The sequence below is a fragment of the Streptomyces sp. NPDC091289 genome, assembly GCF_044757365.1.
In the GTDB taxonomy this organism is placed as follows: domain Bacteria; phylum Actinomycetota; class Actinomycetes; order Streptomycetales; family Streptomycetaceae; genus Streptomyces.
The window spans coordinates 54801-78262 of record NZ_JBIVUT010000036.1; the positions used below are offsets into that span (position 1 = coordinate 54801).

Here is a 23462-nt window from a genome sequence, read left to right on the forward strand (position 1 = left end):
CCGCCGCCCGGAACCGGGCGGCGGCGTCCTGCTGTGTTGTGCGCGAGAGATAATTTACGGGTGTAATACCTGTTAACGTATATGGGTGAGTGATACATCCATACGGCCTCGGCGCCCCTCCGTCCGGGCCCTCCCGCTGGCCTCGGCCCTCCGGCTCTCCCGGCCGTCCGACACCTGGTTCAAGCCCGCCCTCAGCGTGGTCGTCGCCTCCGCCGTCCCCCATCTGACGCTCCTGGCCCTCGGCCGCCTGGACCTCGTGATGTACACCATGGCCGGATCGCTCTGCGCGCTCTACGGTCACGGTCTGCCGTACGCCCGGCGGGCCCGGGCCCTCGCCGGTGTGGTGCTCGGCATGACGGCCGGCCTCGCCGTCTCTCTGGTCACCGCCTCCCTCACCGGATCGACCGCCGTGCTCATCGCCGTCGGCGCGCTGCTCGCCGCCGCCCAGAAGGTGCTGTGCGACGCCACCCGGATCGGACCGCCCGCCCATGTGATCTTCACCTTCGTCAGTTCCGCCGCCCTCTTCGCCCCACAGCACCTGGCACAGATCCCCGGCCACCTCGCCCTGACGCTCGGCGCCGGCGCGTTCGCCTGGCTGGTCGCCGTCGCGCCCGCCCTGGTCCGCCGTGAAGGCCCCGAACGCCGGGCCGTCGCCCGCGCCCTGGACGCCGCGGCCGCGTGCGCCGCCGACCCCGGCCCCCGCACCCGCAACGCCGCGGCCGCCGCCGTGCACGCCGCCTGGCAGTGCCTGCTCGCCGCCGGCCGCCCCACCCCCGTACGCCGGTCGCTGGAACGCCTGGTGGTGCACGCCGAGGCGGCCTTCGCGGAGCCGCGCCCCGGGGGCGGAGCGGCGGACCCGGACCGGCTGCGCGCCTGGGCCGCCCTGACCCGGGCCCGGGGGCCCGTGCCCGCGCCGCCGTCGGCCCCCGGCACCGCCGACGAGCTCTACGGGATCGACGCCGAACGCGCCGCCCTGCGGGCCCCCGATCGCCGCCGCGCGGCCCGCAGGGCCCTGCTGCGCCGACTCGGTCCCGGATCACCGCTGCTGCCCGTCGCCGTCCGCACCCTGACCGGCTGCGCGCTCGCCGGATACCTCTGCGCCGCGCTCGGCGTCGGCCGCCCCTACTGGGCGATCGTCACCGCCGCCTCCCTCTACCAGGCCAACATCACCCTCTCCTGGAACCGGGCCCTCCAGCGCACCCTCGGCAACCTGCTGGGCGTGCTCGTCTTCGTGGCCGTCCTGCCGGTGTCCCGGATCAGCCCGCTCGCCCTCGTCTGCTGCTGCCTCTTCTTCAGCTTCGCCGCCGAGGCCCTCATCACCCGCAACTACTGGCTCGGCTCCGTCGCGGTGACCCCGATGGCCCTGCTGGTCCTGGAGTTCGGCGGCACCCACCCGGCCGGGGAACTCATCGGCGACCGGGTCCTGGACACCGTCCTCGGCGCGGCCGCCGGCTTCCTGGCCGCGACGCTCGTCACCAACCGGCGGGCGACGCGGCGGGTCGAACGGGCGCTGGAGGCCACCCGCCGGGCCCGCGCCGACGCCGAACGGACCGGTGCCGACCACGGGGCCGCCCCCGCCGAACGGGACCGGGCCCGCCGGACCCTCACCGCGAGCCTCGTCGAACTGCGCGAGGCGGGTGACACCGCGGCGGGCGAATGGTGGCAGCGCGCCCTGCCCGAGCAGCGCCTTCTCGCGGCCGAGCAGGCCGGACACCGTACGCTCGCCGCGACAGCACAACGGCGCGGGCCCACGGCCCACGCCCCTTCGATCGGAGCGGAGTGACCGACGACATCGTTGCCTCGGTGGTCCGGCAGTGGCAGGCCGTCAACCCCGAGCTCGACACCGGACCGATGGAGATCATCGGCCGGATCAACCGCTGCGCCGCCCTCCTCCAGCAGGCGGAGGACGCCCCGCTGCGCTCCGCCGGACTGACCCGCGCCGAATTCGACCTGCTCGGCGCCGTACGCCGGACGGACCGGGAGCTGACCCCCGGCGAGCTGGCCCGCGAGACCTTCTCCTCCGGAGCCGCCGTCACCAAGCGGCTGCGCGCCCTCCAGGACCGCGCCCTCGTCGACCGCCGGGGCGACGACCGCGACCGCAGGGTCGCCCATGTCCGCCTCACGGACGAGGGCCGGGCCCTCGTCGACCGGCTGCTGCCCGAGCAGCTCGCCTACGAGCGCGCCGTGCTCGCCGGCCTCGACGAGGGCGGTCGCGACGAACTCGGCTTCCGGCTCAGCGAGTTGCTCGTCCAGCTGGAGGGGCGGCTCGGCGGCGCCCGACGCTGACCCGGCGGCCGGCTCAGCCGGGGTGCGCCGGTACCGCCAGCGCGGCCGACTCCTCGAGCAGCGCCGCCCGCTCGGCCGTCGCGGCCTCGTCGGACCGGTCGGCGGGGGCGGCGGCCACCAGGGCGAGCCGGTCCCGCCAGCTGGACCCGCCCAGGGAGACGGCGACCGCGGTCATACCGGTGACCGACTCGCCCCGGCCGACCGCGTGCCCCCTGCGCCGGATCAGCGCCAGTTCGTCCAGCAGGGCCGTACGCGACGTGAGGGTGCGCGGCGTCAGCGGCTCCAGCTCCTCCCGCGGATACAGCGCGCACACCTGGTCCGCCGTCATCCGGGACAGCAGCAGTTTGCCGCCCGCCTCCGCGTGGGCCGGGCCGGTCCACCCCAACCGCAGGGCCACCCGCACCGGATGGCCCGACTCGCGGCCGTCGGTGACGACGACCTGGTCGCCGATGAGCGCCACGCTGTGCACCGTTTCGCCCGTCCGCGCGACGGCGTCGTCCAGCACCGGCCGCAGCCGGTCGCGGGCCGCCGGGCCGAAGCCGGCGGGGCGGCCGAGCCGCACCAGCTCCGGGCCCGCCGCATACCCCCGCCCCGATGTGTCGCGGATGGCGAACCCCCGGCTCTCCAGGGTGCTCAGCACCCGGTGCGCGGTGGACCGCCCGACGGACAACCGCTCGGCGGCCTCGCTGACGGTGAGGGTGTCATGGGTGAGGAAGAGCCGCAGGGCCCGGAGTCCCGTGTCCAGCGATGCGATCGTGTAGTCGCCGGCCGCCGTCATGCTCATGTTCCCGCCCGATCCTTCTCGTCACCGTCGGTGTGCCGCCGACCGACATGATTCCCGGTCCGGCGCCGTCGTGCCGGGCGGTCGGAGCGTACGCGGCGGAGGGCGTCCGCAGCGCGCGCGGGAGGGCGTCCGTATACGCGTCAGCACGGCGACTTTGCGCGCCACCCGCCCGTCGGTCAGGAATCTGCACCTTTCGATCCGGTTCGATCACGTGTGCCTCTGTCCTGCTCTGCGGTACGAACGGGTGGACCTGTGCGGCGAGTTGCCCCGTAAAGCAGCTTTGGGTGGGCGGGTCCGTATCGGTCTCCGGGACAACGGGCCCTCCAGAAGGGCGATTTCCGGAGCCTGTCACTCCTCGCGCACGCTCCACAGCGCTGAGTGCAAAACCTGGTGAGTGTATTCCTCTCGGCGGGCTTCCGCAGGGGGTTGGGTGAATATGCCGAAGCACTGTTCTGATCTGGCTAAGCTCACGCGCAGTGAAGTCGAGTTGAGATGAATTCGAGCACTTGTTCCCGAGTCTCCGCTCACGTGCGCATACATCCCGGAATCAACCGCCAGAGGGTTTTAGATGGTCCGTGTTGAATCACCGCCGACCGACAGAGACATTCCCGTCGTCCGCGTAGTCCTGCTGCCCGTGGCCCTGCTCCTCGGCGCCACCGCCGCCGGATCGGCCCTGGTCGCACCGGCCGCGCGGATACCAGTCGCCGTGTGCGGCGCGATCACCACGCTCGTGGTCGCCGTACTCACCGTGGCGCTGCACCGCCGCCGGCGCGCCATGCGCGTCCAGCGCGCGGAGTACGAACAGCGCATCGCCCACTTGGAACACCGCATCCTCTCGCACGACGCCGAGACGGTACGGCTCACCAAGGAAGTCATGCCCGCCGCCATCCGGCGGCTGCGCGTGGGCAACTCGCCCGAAGAAGTGATGCGCGACATCGTCGACGCGGACGTGGCCAACCGCCATCTGCCCAAGGCGCTGCGCGAGCAGATCTACCAGGTCCTCGAAGTCATCGACAACGAGGAGGCGCGGCGTGACTCCGCTCAGCGCGCCTTCGTCAGCGTCGCCCGCCGCGTCCAGGCGATCGTGCACCGCCAGGCCAGTGAACTGCGGGAGATGGAGAACCACTACGGGCGCAACCCCGAGGTCTTCGACGACCTGCTGCGCATCGACCACGGCACCGCGCTGATCGGCCGCCTCGCCGACTCCATCGCCGTGCTCGGCGGCGCCCGTCCGAGCCGCCAGTGGCCCAAGCCCGTACCGCTGTTCAGCGTGTTGCGCGGCGCGATGTCCCGCATCCTGGAGTACCAGCGCGTCGATCTGCACTCGATCGCCAAGGTCGCCATCGTCGGCACCTCGGTCGAGCCGCTCATCCACGCCTGCGCCGAACTCCTCGACAACGCGACCCGCTACTCCCCGCCTCAGACCCGGGTGCACGTCACCGCGGTCGAGGTGCAGACCGGCATCGCCATCGAGATCGAGGACGGCGGCGTCAGCCTCAGCGAGGAGGCCCGCGCCCGGGCCGAGAACATGCTCGCCCAGGCCCAGGCCGGCATCAACATGAACGACCTGGGGGAGTCCCCGCGCCTCGGCATGGCCGTCGTCGGCCGGCTCTCCCGGATGTACCAACTCCAGGTGTCGCTGCGGCAGTCGGCGTACGGCGGCGTCCGCGCCGTCCTCATCGTGCCGCGCGACATGATCACCACCGGGCCCGCCCCGGGCATCGCCCACGGCATCGGCGCCACCTCGCGGCCCACCAGCTCCCTGGACATGTCGCAGCTCCAGCACGTGGTGCCGCCGCCCGGCAAGCGCAAGCCCAAGCCCGCCGCCACCGGCCCCGTGCCGTCCGTCGCCGCACCGGTCCCCACCGGCGCTCCCGCGGCCGCCACGCGCCCGGCCGTTCCCGCGGCAGCCATGGAGGACGAGCTTCCCGTGGTCACCGAGTGGACCGAGAACGGGCTGCCGCAGCGCCGCAGCCGGGGCCGCGCCCCGCTCGGCTCGCACAACCTCCCGCAGCAGCCCACGCCGCCGCCCCCCGCCCCCACGAACGGGTTCCAGCCCGGCCGGGACGAGGGCGCGGACGACGGACGCGGCGAGGAGAAGCCCCCCGGCCTGTGGCTGGAGGCCTTCACCAAGGCCGTCAACGGCGTACCGCAGGAACGAAAGCACGGCGAAGACTCCGATGACGCGTGGGACAAGGGAGACCTGAAGTGATCCAGCAGCGGGGAAACATGGACTGGATGCTCAAGGAACTGGCCGACGACGTTCCGAGCATCCACCAGATCGTGGTGCTCTCCTCGGACGGCCTGCGCATCGCGATGCACGGCGGCGACCCCGATGTCGCCGACCGGCTCGCGGCGGCCTGCGCAGGACTGCAGAGCCTGGCCGCCGCGGTGGCCACCGAGATCCCGTACAGCGACGGCCTCATGAAGCTCGTCGTCATCGAGGTGACGGGCGGGTTCTTCTACCTGATGGCGGCCGGCGCAGGCGCCTATCTCGCGGTCCTGGCCGGCGAGACCGTCGACGCCGGACTCGTCGGCGCCCGGATGCGGGACATGGTCGTGCGGATCGGAGCCCACCTGACCAGCCCGCCCCGCCACGGCGGGCAGTCCGGATGAGTGGTCCTCGACGAGAACGCCGCAAGGCCGATCCGGATCTCCTCGATCCGGAACGGCTGTACGTGATCACCGGCGACCTCGACGACAGCGAACGGGCCGCGCTGGACCTGGTCACGATGGTCGTCGCGCAGGCGGAGCCCTCGCCGACGTTCCAGCCCGAGCAGGCGGCCATCCTGCGGCTCTGCCAGGCCCCCCTGTCCGTCGCCGAGATCTCGGCCTACCTCAGCCTGCCGTTCAGCGTGGTCACCTCGCTCCTGAGCGATCTCCTCGCGACCGAACTCATCGAGTCGCGCGCGCCGATCGTCCGCGCCACTCTCCCCGACAGGTCCCTTCTCGAAGCGGTGATGCATGGACTTCAGAAGCTCTGACACGATCACCGGACCCCGCAGCGAGGACGTCCTTCCCACCACGGCCACCGCCGCGGTGAAGGTCGTGATCGTCGGCGGGTTCGGCGTCGGCAAGACGACCATGGTCGGCTCGGTGAGCGAGATCCGGCCCCTGACGACCGAAGAGACCATGACCCAGGCCGGCGTCGGCGTGGACGACAACGCCGGGGTGGAGACGAAGACCGCCACCACCGTGGCCATGGACTTCGGCCGGATCAGCCTCAGCGAGGAACTGATCCTCTATCTGTTCGGCACCCCCGGCCAGGAACGCTTCTGGTTCCTGTGGAACGGCCTCTTCGAGGGCGCCCTCGGCGCGGTCGTCCTCATCGACACGAGACGGCTCGAGGTCAGCTTCGACGTCATCGGCCGGCTGGAGGAGCGCGGAGTGCCGTTCGTGGTGGCCGTGAACACCTTCCCCGACGCGCCGCACCACCCGGTCGAGGCCCTGCGCAGAGCCCTCGACCTGCCGGACGAGGTCCCGATGGTCGACTGCGACGCCCGGCTGCGGGCCTCCAGCCGCGATGTGCTGATGACCCTGATGCGCTATCTGCACAACCTGGCCGTCCCGCTCGCCTGACGCCCCGACACTCCGGGGGCGCGCGCCATCCCCTGGCGTACGCCCCCGGCCGGGTCCGCGCCCGGACGCCCCGTCCCGCCCGCTTGTGCACCAGCCCTGGAATCCTGATCCCTGGAGCCCCTGTGACAACCCCCTTCCACCACGAACCCGGCGCCGTGCCGCCGCCCCAGTGCCCGGCCCACAACCTCGACACCGGCCCCGGCGGACTGCGCCGGCTCTACGGCCCCGAGGCGGAGAACAACCCCGCGGGCCTCTACGACAAGCTCCGCGCCGAACACGGCACGGTCGCCCCGGTCCTGCTCCACGGCGACGTGCCCGCCTGGCTGGTGCTCGGCCACAGCGAGAACCTCCACGTCACCCGTACGCCGTCCCAGTTCTCCCGGGACTCGCGGCGCTGGCGGGCCCTCCAGGACGGCAGCGTCGCCCCGGACCACCCGCTCGCCCCGATCTTCACCTGGCAGCCCGTCTGTGTGTTCGCCGACGGCGCCAAGCACGAGCGCCAGCGCGGCGCGGTCACCGACAGCATGGAGCGCATCGACACCCGGGGCGTGCGCCGCCACATCAACCGTTTCAGTAACCGCCTCGTCAACGACTTCTGCGAGAAGGGCACCGCCGACCTGGTCAGCCAGTTCGCGGAGCATCTGCCGATGATGGTGGTGTGCGCGATCTTCGGCATGCCGGAGGAGTACGACGAGCGTCTCGTCCAGGCGGCCCGGGACATGACCCGCGGCACCGAGACCGCCGTGGCCAGCAACGCCCATATCGTGTCCGTGCTGACGCGCCTGGTCGAGCGGCGCCGCGCCGAATCCGCGCCGGACTTCGCCAGCTGGCTCGTCGAGCACCCCGCGACGATGACCGACATCGAGGTCGTGGAGCATCTGCGCCTCATCATGATCGCCGCCTACGAGTCCACGGCCAACCTCATCGCCAACGTGCTGCGCATGGTCCTGGTCGACCCGCGCTTCCGCGCCCGGCTCAGCGGCGGACACATGACCGTCCCCGAGGCGGTGGAGCAGACCCTCTGGGACGAGCCGCCGTTCACCGCCGTCTTCGGCCGCTGGGCGGTCGGCGACACCGAGCTGGGCGGCCAGCAGATCAAGGCGGGCGACGCGCTGCTCGTCGGGATCGCCCCGGCCAACACCGACCCCGTCGTCCGCCCGGACCTGGGCGCCGACATGGGCGGCAACCGCGCCCACCTCGCCTTCAGCGGCGGCCCCCACGAGTGCCCGGGCCAGGACATCGGCCGTGCCATCGCCGACGTCGGGGTCGACGCGCTCCTGATGCGCCTCCCGGACCTGGAGCTCGGCGTCGCGGAGAACGAACTGCGCCGGGTCGGCAACATCATGTCCCGCCACCTGGTCGAGCTGCCGGTGAAGTTCGCCCCCAGCCCGCAGCAGAAGCTGGACGCCGACCCGCTCTCGGTGATGGCCCGCGCCGCCCGCCCGGCCGACGCCTGGGAGATCTCCTCCCCGGCCGGACCCGTTCCCGAGCCCCGGTACGAGGCGGCCGGCGCACAGCCCGCCCACGCCCCGGGCGCGGCCCCCAGGACCGCCCCGGCCGCGCCCCCCGCGGCCGCACCGGCCCCCGCCGCCGAGCCCGCTCCGGTGGCGACGATCCCTCGGCAGCGCCGCCCGGCCGCCCCCGCCCGGCTCTGGCAGGCGGTCACCCGCTGGTGGAGCGGCTACTGATCCGCCGCTGACCCGTCCCGCCGCGGCGGCCCCGGATCACGCCCACGGGCCCGGGGCCGCCGCGTCGTACGCCCGTGAGGGTGCGGGGAGCTTGGACCCGCTCGCGTGGGCAGCGGCCGGGGAGCCCGGACCTGCCCGTACCATCGAGCAGCGTGAAGCTGACAATTCTTGGCGGTGGCGGATTCCGGGTGCCCCTCGTGTACGGGGCCCTCCTCGGCGATCACGCCGAGGGCCGCGTCTCGCGGGTCACGTTGTACGACACCGACGCCGACCGGCTCACCGCCGTCGCCCGCGTCCTGGCGGAACAGGGGCGGGGCATCGCGGACGCCCCCGCCGTCGTCGCCACCACGGAACTCGACGAGGCGCTGCGCGGCGCCGACTTCGTCTTCTCCGCCATCCGGGTCGGCGGACTGGCCGGCCGCGCCGCCGACGAACGGGTGGCCCTCGACGCAGGCGTGCTCGGCCAGGAGACCGTCGGCGCCGGTGGCATCGCGTACGGGCTGCGCACCGTCCCCGTCGCCCTCGACCTCGCCCGGCGCATCGCCCGGCTCGCCCCGCACGCCTGGGTCATCAACTTCACCAATCCGGCGGGCCTCGTCACCGAGGCCATGTCCCGGCACCTGGGCGACCGGGTCATCGGGATCTGCGACTCGCCGGTCGGGCTCGGGCGGCGCATCGCCCGCGTCCTGGGCGCCGATCCGGACCGGGCCTGGATCGACTACGCCGGGCTCAACCACCTCGGGTGGGTGCGAGGGCTGTATGTGGACGGGCGGGACGAACTGCCCCGGCTGCTCGCCGACCCGAAGCTCCTCGAATCCTTCGAGGAGGGCCGCCTCTTCGGCGCGGAACTGCTCCGGTCGCTGGGCGCGATCCCCAACGAATACCTGCACTACTACTACTTCAACCGGGAAGCCGTCACCGCCTACCAGGAGGCCGAACAGACCCGGGGCGCCTTCCTCCGGGACCAGCAGGAGGGCTTCTACGCCCGGATGCGGGAGCCCGGCACCCCCGCCCTGGCCACCTGGGACCGCACCCGCGCCGAACGCGAGGCGACGTACATGGCGGAGAACCGTGAGGTCGCCGGGGCGGGGGAGCGGGAGGAGAGCGACCTGGAGTCCGGCGGCTACGAACAGGTCGCGCTCGCCCTGATGCGGGCCGTCGCCCGCAACGAACGCACCTCGCTGATCCTCAACGTCCGCAACCGCACCACCCTCGCGGCCCTGGACGAGGACGCCGTCGTCGAGGTGCCCTGCCTCGTCGACGCCAACGGGGCCCATCCGGTGGCCGTGCCGCCCCTCCCGTACCACGCGGTCGGCCTCGTCACCGCGGTGAAGGCCGTGGAGCGGGCGGTGCTGGAGGCGGCGGAGAGCGGATCCCGCGCGGCCGCCGTCCAGGCCTTCGCGCTGCACCCGCTGGTCGACTCCGTGGCGGTGGCCCGGCGGCTGCTCGACCGCTACACCGAGGTCCACCCGGGGCTCGCGTACCTCGACCGGCCCTGAGCCACCGGACCGGCGGCGGGGATCAGGGCGCGGACACGACGCTCGGCGTACCGGCGCCGGCCCAGCTCGGCGTCACCCCGGTCACCTGGCAGACCATCAGGAAGAGGGGAATGGGCGGGGTGTACGGCGTGAGGCCCTCCGGTGAGTGGATCAACCGGGGCCGGCCGCCGGGCACATCGGCGTCCCGCGCGTACGTCACCTGCGCGGGCCAGTCGAGATCCAGATCGGAGCCGGCCGGGACGATCCACCACCAGCGGTCCGCGTCGGCGAAGACGCATCCGGTGCGCGGCAGATGGGACATGAGGCGGAAGCCGTGCCGGGCGGGCACCCCGACCGCGTCGCAGCCCAGGCTGGCCGACATCGAGGCGGGCAGGGCCAGCCGCACCCGGCCGCCACGGGCCTGTTCGGGCGTCCGGGCCCGGTGCGCCGCGCGCAGCCGGGACAGCGCGTTCCTCAACATGGCCGCTCCGTGCCGGAGAGCTGCTCGGCCTCCTGCGGCAGCTCCGCCCAGACGATGCGCCCGGAGGAGTCCCCGGCGTCGTACGAGCCCCAGGCGCTGCTCATCGCGTCGACGAGGAGCAGACCGCGGCCGTGCTCGTCGTCGGAGGAGCGGCGCAGCCGCGGGCCGCCGGGCTGGTGCCCCTGGTCCTGCACGGCTATCCGCAGTCGCCTGCCGAGCCGGCTCAGCTCGCACACCACCCGGGTGCTCGCGGTGTGCACGACCGCGTTGGTCACCAGCTCGGAGACGATGAGGACGGCAGCGTCACAGGCGTCGCGGCCCAGCTTCCAGGCGTCCAGCCGGGCCCGCGTCAGCTCGCGCGCACCGGCCACCGACTCGGGGTGCGCCGGCAGCGCGAAGCAGTAACGGAGCGCCTCCGTCCCGGGGCTGAGGTCCATGAGCCGGGGGATGAGCGCACTGCCAGGTGCCACGACCGATTCCTCACAGTGGGGGCTGCGTCACGCTTCGTTCCCCGGGTGCTCGGGAGCGGGCATGACTGAGCGAACTGGTTCGGGAGTCAACTCTCCCCCTGACGATGACACTTGGCAAGGGGCACTCTGAAATTTCCAGAGTGACTGTGTCGTTGGGGGCGCACGCATGGCACACTGCTCGCAAAACAGCGCATGGGGAGGTCTGAAGTGAGCGAACCGCGGTCCGCCCCGACCGTGGGCCAGGTCGTCCTCGGCAAGCGCCTGCAGGATCTGCGCGAGCGTGTCGGCCTGACCCGGGACCAGGCGGCGAAGGTGCTCAGGGTCGCCCCGGCGACGATACGCAGAATGGAAACGGCCGAGGTCGGGCTGAAGATCCCCTACGTCCAGTCGCTGCTGAAGGCGTACGGCGTCGCCGAACAGGAGGCCGACGCCTTCGTCGAGCTGGCGGAGGAGGCGAACAAGCCGGGCTGGTGGCAGCGGTTCCACGACGTCCTGCCCGACTGGTTCAGCATGTACGTCAGCCTGGAGGGCGCGGCGAGCCTCCTGCGCATGTACGAGCCGCACTTCGTGCCCGGACTGCTCCAGACGGAGGACTACGCGCGTTCCGTGATGCGGACCGGAGCGGTCGGCCAGACCCGCCCCGAGGACATCGAGCGCCATGTGGCGCTGCGTATGGAGCGCCAGTCCCTGCTGGCCAAGGACGACGCCCCCAAACTGTGGGCGATCATGGACGAGACCGTACTGCGGCGGCCCGTCGGCAGCCCGCAGGTGATGCGCGCGCAGATCGACAAGCTGCTCGAAGCCACGGAGCTTCCCCACGTCACGCTCCAGATCGCGGAGTTCGCCACCGGCCACCACCCGGGAACCTACGGACCGTTCGTCCTCTTCCGGTTCGCCGTCCCCGAACTCCCCGACATGGTCTACAGCGAGTACCTGACCGGAGCCGTCTACTTCGACGCCCGCCCCGAGGTGGCCTCCTACCTCGAAGTCATGGACCGCATGGCGGCTCAGGCCGCAACTGCACAACGCACGAAGGAAATCCTCCGGGACTTCCGCAAGGAGCTGTGATGAACCACATATACAACGGCATGCCGGCCGGTGACCTCGGCTCCGAAGGCTGGTACAAGCCGTGGAGCGGCGGGAACGGCGGCAACTGCATCGAGGCCATGAAGCTCGCCGACGGGCGGGTCGCCGTACGCCAGTCGGCCGACCCGGACGGCCCCGCTCTCATCTACTCCAACGGCGAGATCGCCGCGTTCATCCAGGGCGCCAAGGCCGGCCAGGCCGACTTCCTCCTCACCTGACATCGCATCCCCGCATCGCCCCCAACTCTGTACGGACACTCGACCACGGAGCGCGCCATGACCGGGCAAGAACCCCACTCCATCGAGATCGACACCAGCAAGCCGCATCCGGCCCGGATGTACGACTGGTTCCTCGGCGGCAAGGACAACTACCCGGTCGACGAACAGATGGCGCGTCAGCTGCTCGCCCTGGACGCGCGGGGCCGTGACATGGCGCGGGTCAACCGGGCCTTCATGCACCGGGCCACCCGCTGGCTCGCCGAGAGCGGTGTGCGCCAGTTCCTGGACATCGGCACCGGCATACCCACCGAGCCGAACCTCCACCAGATCGCCCAGCAGGCCGCCCCCGACGCCCGCATCGTCTACTGCGACAACGACCCGATCGTGCTCGCTCACGCGGCGGCCCTGCTCCGCTCCACGCCCGAGGGCGCCACCGAGTACATCCAGGCCGACGCCCGCAAACCGGAGACGATCCTGGCCGAGGCCGGCAAGGTGCTGGACTTCGAGCAGCCGATAGCCCTCTCCCTGCTGGCCCTGCTGCACTTCATCGACGACGAGGACGGCGCGGCCGCCCTGGTCGACAAGCTGGTCGGGCAGCTTCCCTCCGGCAGCTATCTGGTGCTCTCGCACACCACCGGCGACTTCAACCCGGAGGGCGCCGCGCAGGCACGGGCCATGTACAAGGCGCGCGGCATGACCCTGCGGCCCCGCAGCCGCGCCGAGCTCACCGCGTTCTTCGACGGCCTCGAACTGGTCGAGCCGGGAGTCACGCTCTCCGCCGCGTGGCATCCGGAGCTCGGCGAGGTCATCGACGTCCCGGGCGACGAGCCGATCCCCGGATACGCGGGCGTCGCGCGCAAGCCCTGACCCGTACGCGCTCGGGCACCGGGAGCGTGTCCGGTCATGACGTCCCCATGCCCGGGCGCCGCGCCCCGGCGGACCCGGCCGCCGCCCCGCGTCACAATGGACCCATGTCACGACGCACCTCCCGGCCCCGGGTACCTGCCGACCCGCGCATCACCGCGGCCTCCCCGTGCCCCTGCGGCCTGCCCGCCGTCTATGGGGACTGCTGCGGACGCTTCCACTCCGGCAGCGCCGCCGCGCCGACCTGCGAGGCCCTGATGCGCTCCCGGTACGCGGCCTTCGTCGTCCGGGACGCGGCGTATCTGCTGCGCACCTGGCACCCCGGGACCCGGCCGCCCGGCGTCGACTTCGACCCGTCGATGCGGTGGGTACGCCTGGAGATCCTGGACACCACCGAGGGCACCGCCTTCCACTCCACCGGAACGGTCACCTTCCGCGCCCACTACACCGACGACGGGCGCCCCGACTCCCTCCACGAGAAGAGCCGGTTCGCCCGCCACGAAGGCGCCTGGGTCTACACGACGGCGGTCTTCGTCGACTGACCCCGGGGCGTCCGCCTCAGACCGGAGCCCCCAGCCGCGTCGAGCCGCCGGGTCCGGCCGCGGGCGACAGCTCCTGCGCCAGGTCCTCCGCCAGCAGCCGCTTGGCGATCACGTCCACGGTGGCCCGGAGCTGATGGTCGTCGGGGCGGGCGCCGTCCTCGGCCAGGCGGTCGTTGAGCCAGCGGCCCCAGGCGTCGGAGATCACCGCCGCCTCGCGCCGGCCCGCCGCCGTGTGAGAGAAGAGCCGCCCGTCGCCCGTCAGATAGCCCTCCTCGATCATCCGGTCGAAGACGGGCACCAGCACCTCCGGGGGGATGCGGTGCCGGGCGGCGATCAGGCCGAGGCCCGCATGGCCGACCATCCGGGTGAACAGGTCCACCTGCATCACCGCCCAGGCCCCCGCCATGTCGAGGCGGGTGTCCGAGCCGGCGACGATCTGCCGGGCGGTGTCCGGCCCCGCCCCGTGCAGGATCGCGGCCACCGAGAACTCCAGGAGCTTCGCCGAGTCCCCGCTGCCCGGCTGGGCGAAGCCCTCGCCCATGTCCGTCGACCCGAGCCGCGCGGAGTCCCGCAGCTTCACCTCCTTGAGGAACAGCGCCACGACGAAGCCGATCAGCGCGATGGGCACCGTCCACAGGAACACGGTGTGCAGCGTGTCCGCGTAGGCCAGCGCCAGCGGTTCCGACTGGGCGGCGGGCAGCGCGTGCAGGGCCTGCGGGCTCTGCGAGGCGCCGGCCAGCACCGCCGGGTCACCGCCCGCGGCGACCGCCCGCGCGACCCCGTCGGCGAGGTTCGGCCCGAGCGCGTTGGCGTAGATGGTGCCGAACACCGCCGTGCCGAAGGCGCTGCCCAGCGTACGGAAGAACGTCACGCCCGAGGTGGCCGTGCCCAGGTCCTCGTAGTCGACGGTGTTCTGCACGGCGATCGTCAGCACCTGCATGGCCAGGCCGATGCCGAGACCCAGCACCACCATGTACAGGGACTCCAGCCAGACGCCGGTCCCCGGCCCCATCCGGGACAGGAGGAACAGCCCCACCGCCATGACCAGCGTCCCCACGATCGGGAACACCCGGTAGCGGCCCGTCTTGCTCACCGCGTTGCCGCTGAAGATCGAGGCGGCCAGCAGACCGACGACCAGCGGCAGCGTCCGCACCCCCGAGAGCGTCGCCGAGTCCCCGTCCACGTACTGCAGATAGGTCGGCAGGAAGATCATCGAGCCGAGCATCGCGAAGCCCACGATGAAGCTGAGGATCGAGCAGACGGTGAACACCGGGTTCCGGAACAGCCGCATCGGCAGCATCGGTTCCCTGGCCCGCGTCTCCACCCGGCAGAACAGCGCCAGGGCGATCAGCCCGGCGACGAACAGCCCGATGATCATGGGCGAGCCCCAGGCGTACTCGTTCCCGCCCCAGCTCGTCGCGAGGATCAACGCACTGGCCCCGACGGTGACCAGCGCGATTCCGGCGTAGTCGATGACCGGCCGGCCCGCGGCCTTCACCGACGGAATGTTCCGGGCGGCGGCGATCACCACCACGATGGCGATCGGCACATTGACGTAGAACGCCCAGCGCCAGGTCAGATGGTCGGTGAACAGCCCGCCGAGCAGCGGTCCGATCACGGTCGAGATGCCGAAGACCGCCCCGATCGCGCCCTGGTACTTGCCCCGTTCGCGCAGCGGGATCACATCCGCGATCAGCGCCATCGACGTGACCATGAGGCCGCCCGCGCCGATGCCCTGCATACCGCGCCAGATGATCAGCAGCAGCATGTCCGACGCGAGGCCGCACAGGAACGATCCCGTGATGAAAATGATCGCCGAGACCTGGAAGACCAGCTTCCGCCCGAACAGGTCGCCGAACTTGCCGACCAGGACGGTGGCCACCGTCTCGGCCAGCAGATACGCGGTGACCACCCACGACATGTGCGCGGCGCCGCCCAGATCCGAGACGATCGTCGGCAGGGCCGTACCCACGATCGTCTGGTCCAGCGCCGCGAGCAGCATGCCGAGCACGATCGTGGCGAAGACGATGTTGCGCCGCCGCCGGTCGAGGACGGGCGGCGGCGCGGCGGCACTCTGCGCGGCGGGGGCTTGCTCGCTGGCAGTCGTCACCCCTGCACCCTCACACCGGCCCCACGCCCCCGCATGCGGGGACGGGCCGGACGGGGGTCAGCGGGGCAGCGAGGCGATCGACGTCTTCAGCCGGGCCACGAACGCCTCCCGGACGTCCTCGCCGACCCGGTCGAGCGACAGATACGGATTGAGGTCCTCCAGCTCCACCAGCAGCAGCTCGCCCTGGGCCGTACGGCAGGCGTCGACCCGCTGGATCCCGTGTGTGAGGGAGTTCCAGGCGATGAAGCGCCGGGCGAACGCCAGGTCCGCCGCGTCGGCCGCGTACGGCTCCAGCACCCAGCGCCGCTCCGGGTCCGGGGCGTACAGCGCGTACTGGAAGTCGTGGTCGACGAAGTAGAAGGACACCTCGTGGCGGAAGTCGATCCGCGGCTGTACGAGGAGGGAGCCCTCGGCCGCCCGCTCCAGCTCGGTCCCGGCCTCCGCCGCCGTGACGAACCGCAGCCCGACCGAGTCCGCCCCCAGCTTCGGCTTGACCACGTACTGGGGGACATCGGGCAGCTTCGGCAGGTCCGCCGCCCGGTCCACGGTGGGGATGACCGGGAGACCGGCCCGGCTCATCTCGACGAGATACTCCTTGCCCGCCATGTCGCCGCGCCCGCCCAGCGGGTTGTAGACCGGCGTCCGCAGCTCGCGCGCCCGCGCGCGGAACGCGTCGTACGCCTCCCGGTAGTGCAGCACGGGCCCGCTGTTGCGTACGAGGGCGAGGTCGAAGCGGTCCAGCAGCGCGGCCGCGTCCCGGGGATGGCACAGCGCGACGTCGAACGCCTCGCGCAGCCGGGAGCCGAGGTGGATGTCCTCGTCGCAGTAGCGGCGGCCGCGGGCCTCGTACGCGAGATCGGTGACGAGCAGGAGGGACGGGCGGCGGGCGCCGGCGGGTGACGCGGCGGTCATGGGGTGCTCCCGGGGTGAGGACGCGGACGGACGATCACTATCGCCGACATCCCGGCCGGGCCCCGCGGAGGGGGTGGTTCCCATTGCGCCGGAGTCTTACGACTCCCGGCCGGTACCCGCCGCCGTACCCGTACGTCAGACGGCTTCCGCGGATCCGCCCCGTACGGCCGCGACCCACTCGACGAGAAGCCGCTCGTACTCCCGGCGGCCCTCCGGCGACACCACACCGCCGTCGGCGACCAGAGCGCGGATCTCCGCGTTCAGCTCAACCATCGGGCGGGCAGGCGTCGGCTCGGTCGAAGTGGAGGTCATGTGAAGAGGCTAGTGGTACGGAGCCGGGCCGGGCACCGGTCCGACGTGTGGGGCCCACCACGTGCACCGTTCGTTCCCGGCCTCGAAGCGGTACCGGCACGCCGTCCTCCCGCGCCGCGACCGTCTCCACACCGTCGCCACGCATCGCCACGCATCGCCACGGATCGTCACGACCGGGCGATCCGAACCCTGTTGTCGCACGTCGGCGGCGTGTGGCGGGGCGCCGGACGGCTGTTGCGCGCACGTCCCGGCGCACGCGGTGACGCTCCGCGGCCGCGCCGGCCGGACGACGATTTCCGGGGCTCCGTTCCGCGTTCTCGTACGCGTTCGGCGCGACGAGGATCACATGTGCCGACCGTCACCGACCGTCACCGACCGGGGGAAAACACCGGATTCGCCCGGTCGGCGCCCCCCTGCCCTCCTCCCGCTACCTGCCCTCCTCCCTCTACTTCCTCTTCTCCTCCTTCTCAGCGGATGTGCCGCCCCGAGATCGCCCGCGCGATCACCAGCCGCTGGATCTCGCTGGTCCCCTCGAAGATGGTGTAGATCTTGGCGTCGCGGTACATCCGCTCCACCGGGTGCTCCCGGCTGTAGCCCGCGCCGCCGAGGATCTGGACCGCCTTCTCCGTCGCCGCGACCGCGAGTTCACCGGCCCGCAGCTTGGACATCGAGCCCTGCCCCGCGTCGAAGGTGCGGTCGTTGCGGGCCATCCAGGCGGCCTGCCAGATCAGCAGCCGTACGGCTTCGATCTCCGTACGGATGTCGGCCAGGGCGAAGGCGATCGACTGGTTCTCGATGATCGGCCTGCCGAACGCCTCGCGCTCACCGGCGTATTCCAGGGCGTATTCGTAGGCGGCCCGCGCGATGCCGAGTGCCTGCGCGGCGACGGTCGGGCGGCTGACCTCGAATGTCGCCATCGCCGCCTGGCCCTTGGCGGTGCCGCCCTCCCGCGCCCTGGCGAGGCGGGCTTCCAGCTTCTCCTTTCCGCCGAGCAGGCAGTGGCCCGGCACGGTGACCTCGTCGAGGAAGAGGTCGGCCGTGTGCGAGGCGCGCAGGCCGAGCTTCTTGACCGTACGGCCCGCCGTCAGCCCCTTCGTGCCGGGCGGCACGATGAACGCGGCCTGTCCCCGGGAGCCGAGCGACGGGTCGACCGAGGCGACGACGACATGGACCCCGGCGATGCCGCCGTTGGTGATCCACGCCTTCTGACCGGAGATCACCCACGCGTCGCTCGCCTCGACATAGCGGGCACGCGTCGTCATCGCGGAGACATCGGATCCGGCGCCCGGTTCGGAGACGCAGAACGCGGCGACCTTCGGGTCGTCCTCGTCGCCGTAGCACTGCGGCACCCACTCGGCGAGCTGGTCCGGGGTGCCGGAGGCGAAGATTCCGGCGACCGCGAGCGAAGTGCCGAACAGAGCCATGCCGATGCCCGCGTCGCCCCAGAACAGCTCCTCGTTGGCGATCTGGAGGGACAGCCCGGTGGGGTCCCCGTACAGGTCGGCGAGCGATTCGAAGCCGTACAGACCGATCCGGGCGGCCTCCTGGATCACCGGCCAGGGGGTCTCCTCGCGGGCGTCCCACTCGGCGGCGGCCGGGCGGACCACCTGGGCGGCGAAGCCGCGCACCCAGTTGCGCAGGTCCTGCTGTTCCTCGGTCAGGGCCAGGGAGAAGAAGCTCATGCCCTCACGCCTTCGGGATGTCGAAGTAGCGGGTCAGGCCGGAGGCGAGGCCGACGTCACCGGCGACCTTGAGCTTGCGCGTCATGAACATGGTGACCGGATTGCCGTTGCCGGAGACGAGCTTGAGGAACTCGGCGTCGGCCATCACCAGCGTGGTGCGGGGTTCGGCGTCGGAGCGGCCGGGGCCGACCTCGCAGGTGCCGTCGGCGATCGCGGTCTCGTAGACCGCGTCGCTCTCCCCGGTGATCTTCCAGCGGATCAGGGCGGTGAGGTCGCCTGCCGCCTCGGGCCGGAACTGCTGCTTCATCCGGCCGAAGACCTCGCCGAGTATCCGGGTGCGCAGCTCGCCCCGCATGATCTCGGCGAGCTGCTTGGCGGACAGGCCCTTGACGATCCGTGCGAACTCCTCGGGTGCGACCGCCGCGAAGTCGAGCCCGGCCAGGCCGTCGGTGAGGTTGCCGCTGCTGGTTCCGTCCACGCCAAATCCTTACTCCGGAGTAAACTTACTTTGGAGTAAGGTAAGGGGAGTGGCGGCGCGTCGCAAGAGCGGTCCGCCGCCGGCGGGCTCGACGGGGGAGCGGCTCAGAAGGGCGAGCCGGGCAGCACCGCCAGCCGTGGATGGTGCGCGGCCAGCACCTTGTTGGCGCGGGCCAGGTCGGACAGGGCCTGCTCCCGGTCGGCCTGGTCCTCGACGCCGAGCCGGGGGCCGCGGAATCTGCGGACCTCGCGGGCCGCGCAGTCGGCGTCGAACTCCGCCCGGAGGATGTGCGGCGGAATGCACGAACCGATCAGCGCGGCGACCCGGTCCGGGATCGGGACGGGGACGAGGAGGTGCGAGGCGGTCATGGGACGTTCCCTCTCGGATGGTTGGCCAGGAGGCGGTGCACGGGGCCTGCCGCCTGATGGGCGGCAGGTTCCTTCCTGTGTACGGGACGCGGTTCCGGGTTTCTCGTCGGATACGTCTCCGTGTCGCAACCGTTTGGGACTGACCGTCTATTTCGCCTTACGCGCCGGTAAGTTGACCTGACGCGCCGAACGTGATCCGGATCAGGGGGATGTGCCGGTGGAGCGGGCGCGCAGGCGCAGCGCGCGCAGCACGGCCTCGGTGGCGAAACGGCTCTCGGGATCGACGAGTTGGTCACCGAAGATGGTTTCCAGGCTCCGCATGCGGTAGCGCACGGTCTGCGGATGGACATCCAGCAGCGCCCCCATCTGCGCCGCGGTGCCCCGGGTGTCGAGCCAGATCCGCAGCGTCTCGACCAGCCGGTCTCGGCGGGTGGCGCTGATCCCCGCGACGGCGGCCAGCTCCCGCTGGGCGAGCTGGTCCAGCAGGGCGGGGTCGGACAGCAGCCACAGGGTGGTGAGGTGGTCCTCGCAGCGGATCAGCGGAGCGTCGTCGATCACGCCGGAGTCGACGAGCTCCAGCACCCGGCGGGCCCAGCGGACCGACTCGCAGGCCAGCGCCGTGGGGACGGTCAGCCCGATCGCCGCACGGCCGGCCGGCAGGGCCTGTTCGAGCATGGATCTTCGCGCGTCGTCCAGCGCTCCCGGGATCAGCAGATGCGGCTGCGGGGCGCTGAGATCGACGAGCAGGTCACGGTCCGCGCTGAGCCGGTCCAGCTCCGCCGGGGCCCGGACGGCGATCAGTGTGACCTCCTCCGGAAGCGGCCACCCGACCTGCTCGCACAGATCGGCGATGGCGCTGCCCGGGGCCGGGCGTCCGGCGAGGATGAGATGGAGCAGACGGCGGCGCAGCGCCTCGCTGTGCTCGCCCGACTGGGACTGCACCTCCAGGAAGCCTTCCCGGGAAAGCGATTCCAGTTCGCCGACGTACGCGAAGAGCGCGTCGGCGAAGCTCAGCATCAGGGTGGGGGACAGGTGGTAGCTCTGCCCGACCTTCTTCGCCCGCCGCAGCGCCACCCGTGCGCCCAGCCGGTAGGCCCCCTGGAGGGTGTCCATGCTCCGGCCCTCGTACGCCTCGAACCGTCCGAACCGCCGGCACATGTCGTCCCGGAGCGTGGTGGGGGAGGAGGGCTCGGCCACCAGATCGACGAAGGAAGCCAGGCTCTGCTCCACGCCCACCCGGATGGCCTGCCCGTTCGGGCCGTCGAGCAGTCGGGCGTATTCCGGATAGGCCCGGGTGACCTCGACGCCGATTTCCTTGATGAGGCTGGGCAGTTCGGGCCGCATGATCGCCGCGAATTCCTGGGGGAGTGGCCCCAGCGGGTCTTCGGTATCCAGCGGCTGTATGAGGTGTGCCATGACATGTCCCCTTGCTCTCGGCGCCCGGTGGTGGGGTGAGGCGGTGGGGGAAAGCGCTCCCACGAACCGACAGGTGCGTACCAAGTTCGCGACGAAGATAGACCAAGGAACAGGCACTGCACACCACTTGGACAAGATCGAAGTGCAAGGGGCACACATCCTGGCCGCACTGTGCGACTTCCGTGCAGGTCGGGCGGTACTGCGCGCTTTCGGACAATGAATTTCGGCCGCCTGCTCCGGCGATGACAACAAACGCGTTCCGCGGCGCCCGAGTTGTTCCCGGCGTGGTGCGCACCACGGAGAACGTGGGTGAACGATCCCTTCCGGGTGGGTGTTTCCGGCCGCTTGGCTGATTCGCATGCCATCCGTGAGTGAACGGAGGCGGGGCTTCCGTGGTCCGTCGCTCCGGCGGTGCCGCCGTACGCACGACGCGCGGGGTTCCGGCCCCCGGTGCGTAATTCCACGCCCCCGGGTGCGCATTCCTTGATAAGGCGACCATGCCCCGATGCTCATTTACGGATCAAAAAGAGTGCGGTGCAAAGAATCTTAGACGGACGGATTGTGTCGCCCTGTTTCCCGCGAGTAACATCACGCCTCGATCAATTCGGTCACGAAATCTGCCCGAAATTTGATGCTCCGATCCTCCGCCCCCGGGCCCACCCGAGGCTCCATCACCGTCGACGGTTCGTCGCGGTGCGGGCATGCGTTGCAGAACCGGTCAACTTCGTGCACGAGGCCGCGCCACGGCGGCCGACAGAGGGGACGACATGAGATCCGTTTCCAATCGAACCCGCGTAGGTCTGCTCGCGGCATTCACGGCGTTCAGCGCTGCGCTCTCCACCGGATCGGCCACCGCCGCCACCCAGCTCAACGGCGACTGGGCGCCCTTCGACCGCTGCCCGGTCGACGCGCCCGCCATGCTGGCCGCGGACGGCATCGACACCATCGCCACCTGCATAGCGTCGAGCTCGGCCACCGGATCCATCACGCTGGGCACGACGGAGGTCACCACCGGAGAGACCGATCTGCAGCTCGGAGTCGTCCAGCGCGCCGACGGCTCCGCCTCGCTGGTGGCCCCGCCCGAGGGCGCGCTGACCGCGGATCCGGCGGAGATTCCGGGCGGGCTGATCGGGCTGATGTGCCCCAGCGGAATTCCCCTTGTATCAGGAATCTGCCGTCAGCTGACGGACAACAATCTCAACCGTGTGACGGCCACCATCGAACCGGCCGGAGCGCCGCGCGACTTCAACATGAGCGCCGCCTTCTCCACCGGTGAGCCCATTCTCACCATCCCGGTCCGCATCCACCTCAAGAATCCGTTCCTGGGTGACAAGTGCTACATCGGGACCACCGCGAATCCGGTGCTTCTGAAGCCGCAGAACCTGACGGCGCCGAGCCTTTCGCTCCAGCGGTTCGCGGCCGACGGGACCCCGAACGACGACGAGGGCGAGATGGGGCGCTACACCTTCGACGGCGCCGACCAGGGCGATGCGGCCTTCGCCGTTCCGGGGGCCAGTGGCTGTGGGGCCGGGCTCCTGGACTGGGCGGTGAACCTCAAGACCGGCCTCCCGTCCGCCGCCGGGAAGAACAGCGTGACGCTGGACGCCACCTCGACGTACTTCGGCAGCCCCTACGACCCCGCCGGCCTCGCCCCGGACGAGGGCAGGAAGCTGTCGGAATTCTGGCACTCCGCGAAGCGGTAGGCCCTCACCCCCCCGTACGAGGAGGTGGTGCGAAAGCCGCCCTCACGCCCGCACGCCCGCACGCCCTCACGTCCACCCCCATGGACCCGCAGAGTGCCGCACCGTCCGGCACGGCCGACAACGAGCAAGCACCTCTCCAGTCACGTTCAGTCAGATCCCCAACGGGACGAGCAAAGGGAGTACCCCCATGTTCAAGCGAACCGGTGTCCTGACCGCGATCGGTGCCGCCGCGGCATCCGTCATCCTGGCCGCCCCCTCGGCCCTCGCCGCGCCGACCAGCTGGACGATCAGTCCGACCGGCGACTTCGACGGCAGCGCCGGAGTGACCGTCCTGACCGACAACAACGGCAACAAGATCCAGTGCGCGACCTCCGCCGCTTCGGGCAACGCTCCGGCCTCCCCGGTCGCCGGCAGCCCGGCCAACCTCGCGTCCATCTCGGACATCTCGTTCAACTCGCCGTGCACCGGGCCGTTCAGCTCGACGTGGGAGGTGGACACCACACCGCCGTGGGAGATCTGGGGTCTGGACTACGCGGCGGGCGCCGGCACCAACTCCACAGGTCAGACGACCGGTGAGATCAGAGAGATCAAGGCGACGGTGTCCGGGAACAGCGTCCTCGGCCCCTGCACCTTCGACGTCACGGGCACGGTCGCGGCCAAGTACAACAACCCGAGCGCGGGCGGCAGCAACGGCACCCTGGACACCTCGGGCGGCGGGCTCACCCTGAACATCGCCAACAAGGTCGGCGGCGGCTGCGGCATCGTCGGCACCACCGCCAGCTTCGAGGGCCTGTACACCATCGTCAACGCGGCATCGGGCCAGTCCCCGAACATCAGCGGGTGACCCACCGCCGATGACCTCCCGCACCTGAGTGTCGTGGGCCGGCCGGGGGCCCCCCCCCCCCCCCCCCCCCCCCCGCGTGGGGCCCCCCCCCCCCCCCCCCCCCCCCGGGGGCGGGCGCCCCCGCCCCCCCCCCCCCGGCGCGGGGCGCCGCCGGGCCCCCC

General features: G+C 71.7%; 24 protein-coding genes. 14 read left to right on the forward strand and 10 right to left on the reverse strand.

Annotated features, from left to right (window positions below):
- The first annotated feature begins 85 nt into the window (after window positions 1-85).
- Together ACIQPT_RS35205 and ACIQPT_RS35210 are read left to right on the forward strand one after the other, a co-directional pair.
- On the forward strand, window positions 86-1783 hold the full coding sequence (locus tag ACIQPT_RS35205; protein WP_401162097.1) for an FUSC family protein: 1698 nt from the start codon (window positions 86-88) through the stop codon (window positions 1781-1783).
- The gene (locus ACIQPT_RS35210; RefSeq protein WP_401162099.1) at window positions 1780-2286 is read left to right on the forward strand and encodes a MarR family winged helix-turn-helix transcriptional regulator; all 507 of its coding nucleotides are present in this window, start codon (window positions 1780-1782) and stop codon (window positions 2284-2286) included. Before ACIQPT_RS35205 ends, ACIQPT_RS35210 begins: the two co-directional genes overlap by 4 nt.
- 13 nt (window positions 2287-2299) lie before the next feature.
- Here the strand turns inward: ACIQPT_RS35210 and ACIQPT_RS35215 are convergent, their stop codons facing one another.
- The gene (locus tag ACIQPT_RS35215) at window positions 2300-3070 is read right to left on the reverse strand and encodes an IclR family transcriptional regulator (protein ID WP_401162101.1); all 771 of its coding nucleotides are present in this window, start codon (window positions 3068-3070) and stop codon (window positions 2300-2302) included.
- 568 nt (window positions 3071-3638) lie between these two features.
- Here ACIQPT_RS35215 and ACIQPT_RS35220 point away from each other — a divergent pair.
- The 6 genes from ACIQPT_RS35220 (at window position 3639) to ACIQPT_RS35245 (ending at window position 9836) form a co-directional block, all read left to right on the forward strand.
- The gene (locus ACIQPT_RS35220; protein ID WP_401162102.1) at window positions 3639-5282 is read left to right on the forward strand and encodes a sensor histidine kinase; all 1644 of its coding nucleotides are present in this window, start codon (window positions 3639-3641) and stop codon (window positions 5280-5282) included.
- Window positions 5279-5686, forward strand: a complete 408-nt coding sequence (locus tag ACIQPT_RS35225; RefSeq protein WP_007454741.1) for a roadblock/LC7 domain-containing protein — start codon at window positions 5279-5281, stop codon at window positions 5684-5686. The genes ACIQPT_RS35220 and ACIQPT_RS35225 overlap by 4 nt, the downstream gene beginning before the upstream one ends.
- Entirely contained in the window at window positions 5683-6054 is a 372-nt protein-coding gene (locus tag ACIQPT_RS35230; RefSeq protein ID WP_103509680.1) for a DUF742 domain-containing protein, read from the forward strand. The genes ACIQPT_RS35225 and ACIQPT_RS35230 overlap by 4 nt, the downstream gene beginning before the upstream one ends.
- Window positions 6035-6649 carry a GTP-binding protein gene (locus ACIQPT_RS35235; protein ID WP_401162104.1) on the forward strand — a complete coding sequence of 205 codons (615 nt, stop codon included), beginning with the start codon at window positions 6035-6037 and terminating at the stop codon, window positions 6647-6649. Before ACIQPT_RS35230 ends, ACIQPT_RS35235 begins: the two co-directional genes overlap by 20 nt.
- A gap of 122 nt (window positions 6650-6771) precedes the next feature.
- Complete coding sequence (locus ACIQPT_RS35240; RefSeq protein WP_401162106.1) at window positions 6772-8337, forward strand: cytochrome P450; 1566 nt, start codon at window positions 6772-6774, stop codon at window positions 8335-8337.
- Between the two features lie 152 nt (window positions 8338-8489).
- Window positions 8490-9836 carry a 6-phospho-beta-glucosidase gene (locus tag ACIQPT_RS35245; protein WP_401162107.1) on the forward strand — a complete coding sequence of 449 codons (1347 nt, stop codon included), beginning with the start codon at window positions 8490-8492 and terminating at the stop codon, window positions 9834-9836.
- A 22-nt stretch (window positions 9837-9858) separates the two neighbouring features.
- On the opposite strand, the gene ACIQPT_RS35250 is transcribed toward ACIQPT_RS35245, so the two are convergent.
- Both ACIQPT_RS35250 and ACIQPT_RS35255 read right to left on the reverse strand, forming a co-directional pair.
- Window positions 9859-10296: a hypothetical protein gene (locus ACIQPT_RS35250; protein WP_401162109.1), complete on the reverse strand. Its 438-nt coding sequence runs from the start codon at window positions 10294-10296 to the stop codon at window positions 9859-9861.
- Window positions 10290-10766, reverse strand: a complete 477-nt coding sequence (locus ACIQPT_RS35255; RefSeq protein WP_401162111.1) for an ATP-binding protein — start codon at window positions 10764-10766, stop codon at window positions 10290-10292. Before ACIQPT_RS35255 ends, ACIQPT_RS35250 begins: the two co-directional genes overlap by 7 nt.
- 207 nt (window positions 10767-10973) lie before the next feature.
- Here ACIQPT_RS35255 and ACIQPT_RS35260 point away from each other — a divergent pair, with 207 nt between their 5' ends.
- The 4 genes from ACIQPT_RS35260 (at window position 10974) to ACIQPT_RS35275 (ending at window position 13476) form a co-directional block, all read left to right on the forward strand.
- The gene (locus ACIQPT_RS35260) at window positions 10974-11834 is read left to right on the forward strand and encodes a helix-turn-helix domain-containing protein (RefSeq protein ID WP_401162113.1); all 861 of its coding nucleotides are present in this window, start codon (window positions 10974-10976) and stop codon (window positions 11832-11834) included.
- On the forward strand, window positions 11834-12070 hold the full coding sequence (locus ACIQPT_RS35265) for a DUF397 domain-containing protein (RefSeq protein ID WP_010058136.1): 237 nt from the start codon (window positions 11834-11836) through the stop codon (window positions 12068-12070). The genes ACIQPT_RS35260 and ACIQPT_RS35265 overlap by 1 nt, the downstream gene beginning before the upstream one ends.
- A gap of 57 nt (window positions 12071-12127) precedes the next feature.
- On the forward strand, window positions 12128-12937 hold the full coding sequence (locus tag ACIQPT_RS35270; RefSeq protein ID WP_401162115.1) for an SAM-dependent methyltransferase: 810 nt from the start codon (window positions 12128-12130) through the stop codon (window positions 12935-12937).
- Window positions 12938-13041: 104 nt separating this feature from the next.
- Window positions 13042-13476, forward strand: coding sequence for a YchJ family protein (locus ACIQPT_RS35275; RefSeq protein WP_401162116.1), 435 nt, complete (start codon window positions 13042-13044; stop codon window positions 13474-13476).
- A gap of 16 nt (window positions 13477-13492) precedes the next feature.
- On the opposite strand, the gene ACIQPT_RS35280 is transcribed toward ACIQPT_RS35275, so the two are convergent.
- The 7 genes from ACIQPT_RS35280 to ACIQPT_RS35310 all read right to left on the reverse strand — a co-directional run bounded on the left by ACIQPT_RS35280 (window position 13493) and on the right by ACIQPT_RS35310 (window position 20754).
- Window positions 13493-15586 (reverse strand): MDR family MFS transporter, encoded by a 2094-nt coding sequence (locus ACIQPT_RS35280; protein WP_401162118.1) that lies wholly within the window; start codon window positions 15584-15586, stop codon window positions 13493-13495.
- 57 nt (window positions 15587-15643) lie between these two features.
- Window positions 15644-16498 carry a hypothetical protein gene (locus tag ACIQPT_RS35285; protein ID WP_401162120.1) on the reverse strand — a complete coding sequence of 285 codons (855 nt, stop codon included), beginning with the start codon at window positions 16496-16498 and terminating at the stop codon, window positions 15644-15646.
- Window positions 16499-16633: 135 nt separating this feature from the next.
- Window positions 16634-16810, reverse strand: a complete 177-nt coding sequence (locus tag ACIQPT_RS35290; protein ID WP_157846367.1) for a hypothetical protein — start codon at window positions 16808-16810, stop codon at window positions 16634-16636.
- Between the two features lie 467 nt (window positions 16811-17277).
- Entirely contained in the window at window positions 17278-18492 is a 1215-nt protein-coding gene (locus ACIQPT_RS35295) for an acyl-CoA dehydrogenase family protein (protein WP_401162122.1), read from the reverse strand.
- A 4-nt stretch (window positions 18493-18496) separates the two neighbouring features.
- On the reverse strand, window positions 18497-18970 hold the full coding sequence (locus tag ACIQPT_RS35300) for an SCP2 sterol-binding domain-containing protein (RefSeq protein WP_401162124.1): 474 nt from the start codon (window positions 18968-18970) through the stop codon (window positions 18497-18499).
- A gap of 104 nt (window positions 18971-19074) precedes the next feature.
- Window positions 19075-19338 carry a hypothetical protein gene (locus ACIQPT_RS35305; RefSeq protein WP_401162126.1) on the reverse strand — a complete coding sequence of 88 codons (264 nt, stop codon included), beginning with the start codon at window positions 19336-19338 and terminating at the stop codon, window positions 19075-19077.
- 201 nt (window positions 19339-19539) lie between these two features.
- Window positions 19540-20754: a helix-turn-helix domain-containing protein gene (locus ACIQPT_RS35310; protein ID WP_401162128.1), complete on the reverse strand. Its 1215-nt coding sequence runs from the start codon at window positions 20752-20754 to the stop codon at window positions 19540-19542.
- 767 nt (window positions 20755-21521) lie between these two features.
- On the opposite strand from ACIQPT_RS35310, the gene ACIQPT_RS35315 reads away from it, so the two are divergent.
- Window positions 21522-22457, forward strand: a complete 936-nt coding sequence (locus ACIQPT_RS35315; RefSeq protein WP_401162130.1) for a hypothetical protein — start codon at window positions 21522-21524, stop codon at window positions 22455-22457.
- A 187-nt stretch (window positions 22458-22644) separates the two neighbouring features.
- The gene (locus ACIQPT_RS35320; protein WP_401162132.1) at window positions 22645-23301 is read left to right on the forward strand and encodes a hypothetical protein; all 657 of its coding nucleotides are present in this window, start codon (window positions 22645-22647) and stop codon (window positions 23299-23301) included.
- Window positions 23302-23462: the final 161 nt, after the last annotated feature.

Coding starts and splice junctions, on each gene's coding strand:
- ACIQPT_RS35215 (WP_401162101.1), bottom strand. CDS start 3,070: ATGAGCATGACGGCGGCCGGCGACTACACGATCGCATCGCTGGACACG.
- ACIQPT_RS35220 (WP_401162102.1), top strand. CDS start 3,639: ATGGTCCGTGTTGAATCACCGCCGACCGACAGAGACATTCCCGTCGTC.
- ACIQPT_RS35230 (WP_103509680.1), top strand. CDS start 5,683: ATGAGTGGTCCTCGACGAGAACGCCGCAAGGCCGATCCGGATCTCCTC.
- ACIQPT_RS35235 (WP_401162104.1), top strand. CDS start 6,035: ATGGACTTCAGAAGCTCTGACACGATCACCGGACCCCGCAGCGAGGAC.
- ACIQPT_RS35250 (WP_401162109.1), bottom strand. CDS start 10,296: ATGTTGAGGAACGCGCTGTCCCGGCTGCGCGCGGCGCACCGGGCCCGG.
- ACIQPT_RS35265 (WP_010058136.1), top strand. CDS start 11,834: ATGAACCACATATACAACGGCATGCCGGCCGGTGACCTCGGCTCCGAA.
- ACIQPT_RS35270 (WP_401162115.1), top strand. CDS start 12,128: ATGACCGGGCAAGAACCCCACTCCATCGAGATCGACACCAGCAAGCCG.
- ACIQPT_RS35275 (WP_401162116.1), top strand. CDS start 13,042: ATGTCACGACGCACCTCCCGGCCCCGGGTACCTGCCGACCCGCGCATC.
- ACIQPT_RS35285 (WP_401162120.1), bottom strand. CDS start 16,498: ATGACCGCCGCGTCACCCGCCGGCGCCCGCCGCCCGTCCCTCCTGCTC.
- ACIQPT_RS35290 (WP_157846367.1), bottom strand. CDS start 16,810: ATGACCTCCACTTCGACCGAGCCGACGCCTGCCCGCCCGATGGTTGAG.
- ACIQPT_RS35295 (WP_401162122.1), bottom strand. CDS start 18,492: ATGAGCTTCTTCTCCCTGGCCCTGACCGAGGAACAGCAGGACCTGCGC.
- ACIQPT_RS35305 (WP_401162126.1), bottom strand. CDS start 19,338: ATGACCGCCTCGCACCTCCTCGTCCCCGTCCCGATCCCGGACCGGGTC.
- ACIQPT_RS35310 (WP_401162128.1), bottom strand. CDS start 20,754: ATGGCACACCTCATACAGCCGCTGGATACCGAAGACCCGCTGGGGCCA.
- ACIQPT_RS35315 (WP_401162130.1), top strand. CDS start 21,522: ATGAGATCCGTTTCCAATCGAACCCGCGTAGGTCTGCTCGCGGCATTC.
- ACIQPT_RS35320 (WP_401162132.1), top strand. CDS start 22,645: ATGTTCAAGCGAACCGGTGTCCTGACCGCGATCGGTGCCGCCGCGGCA.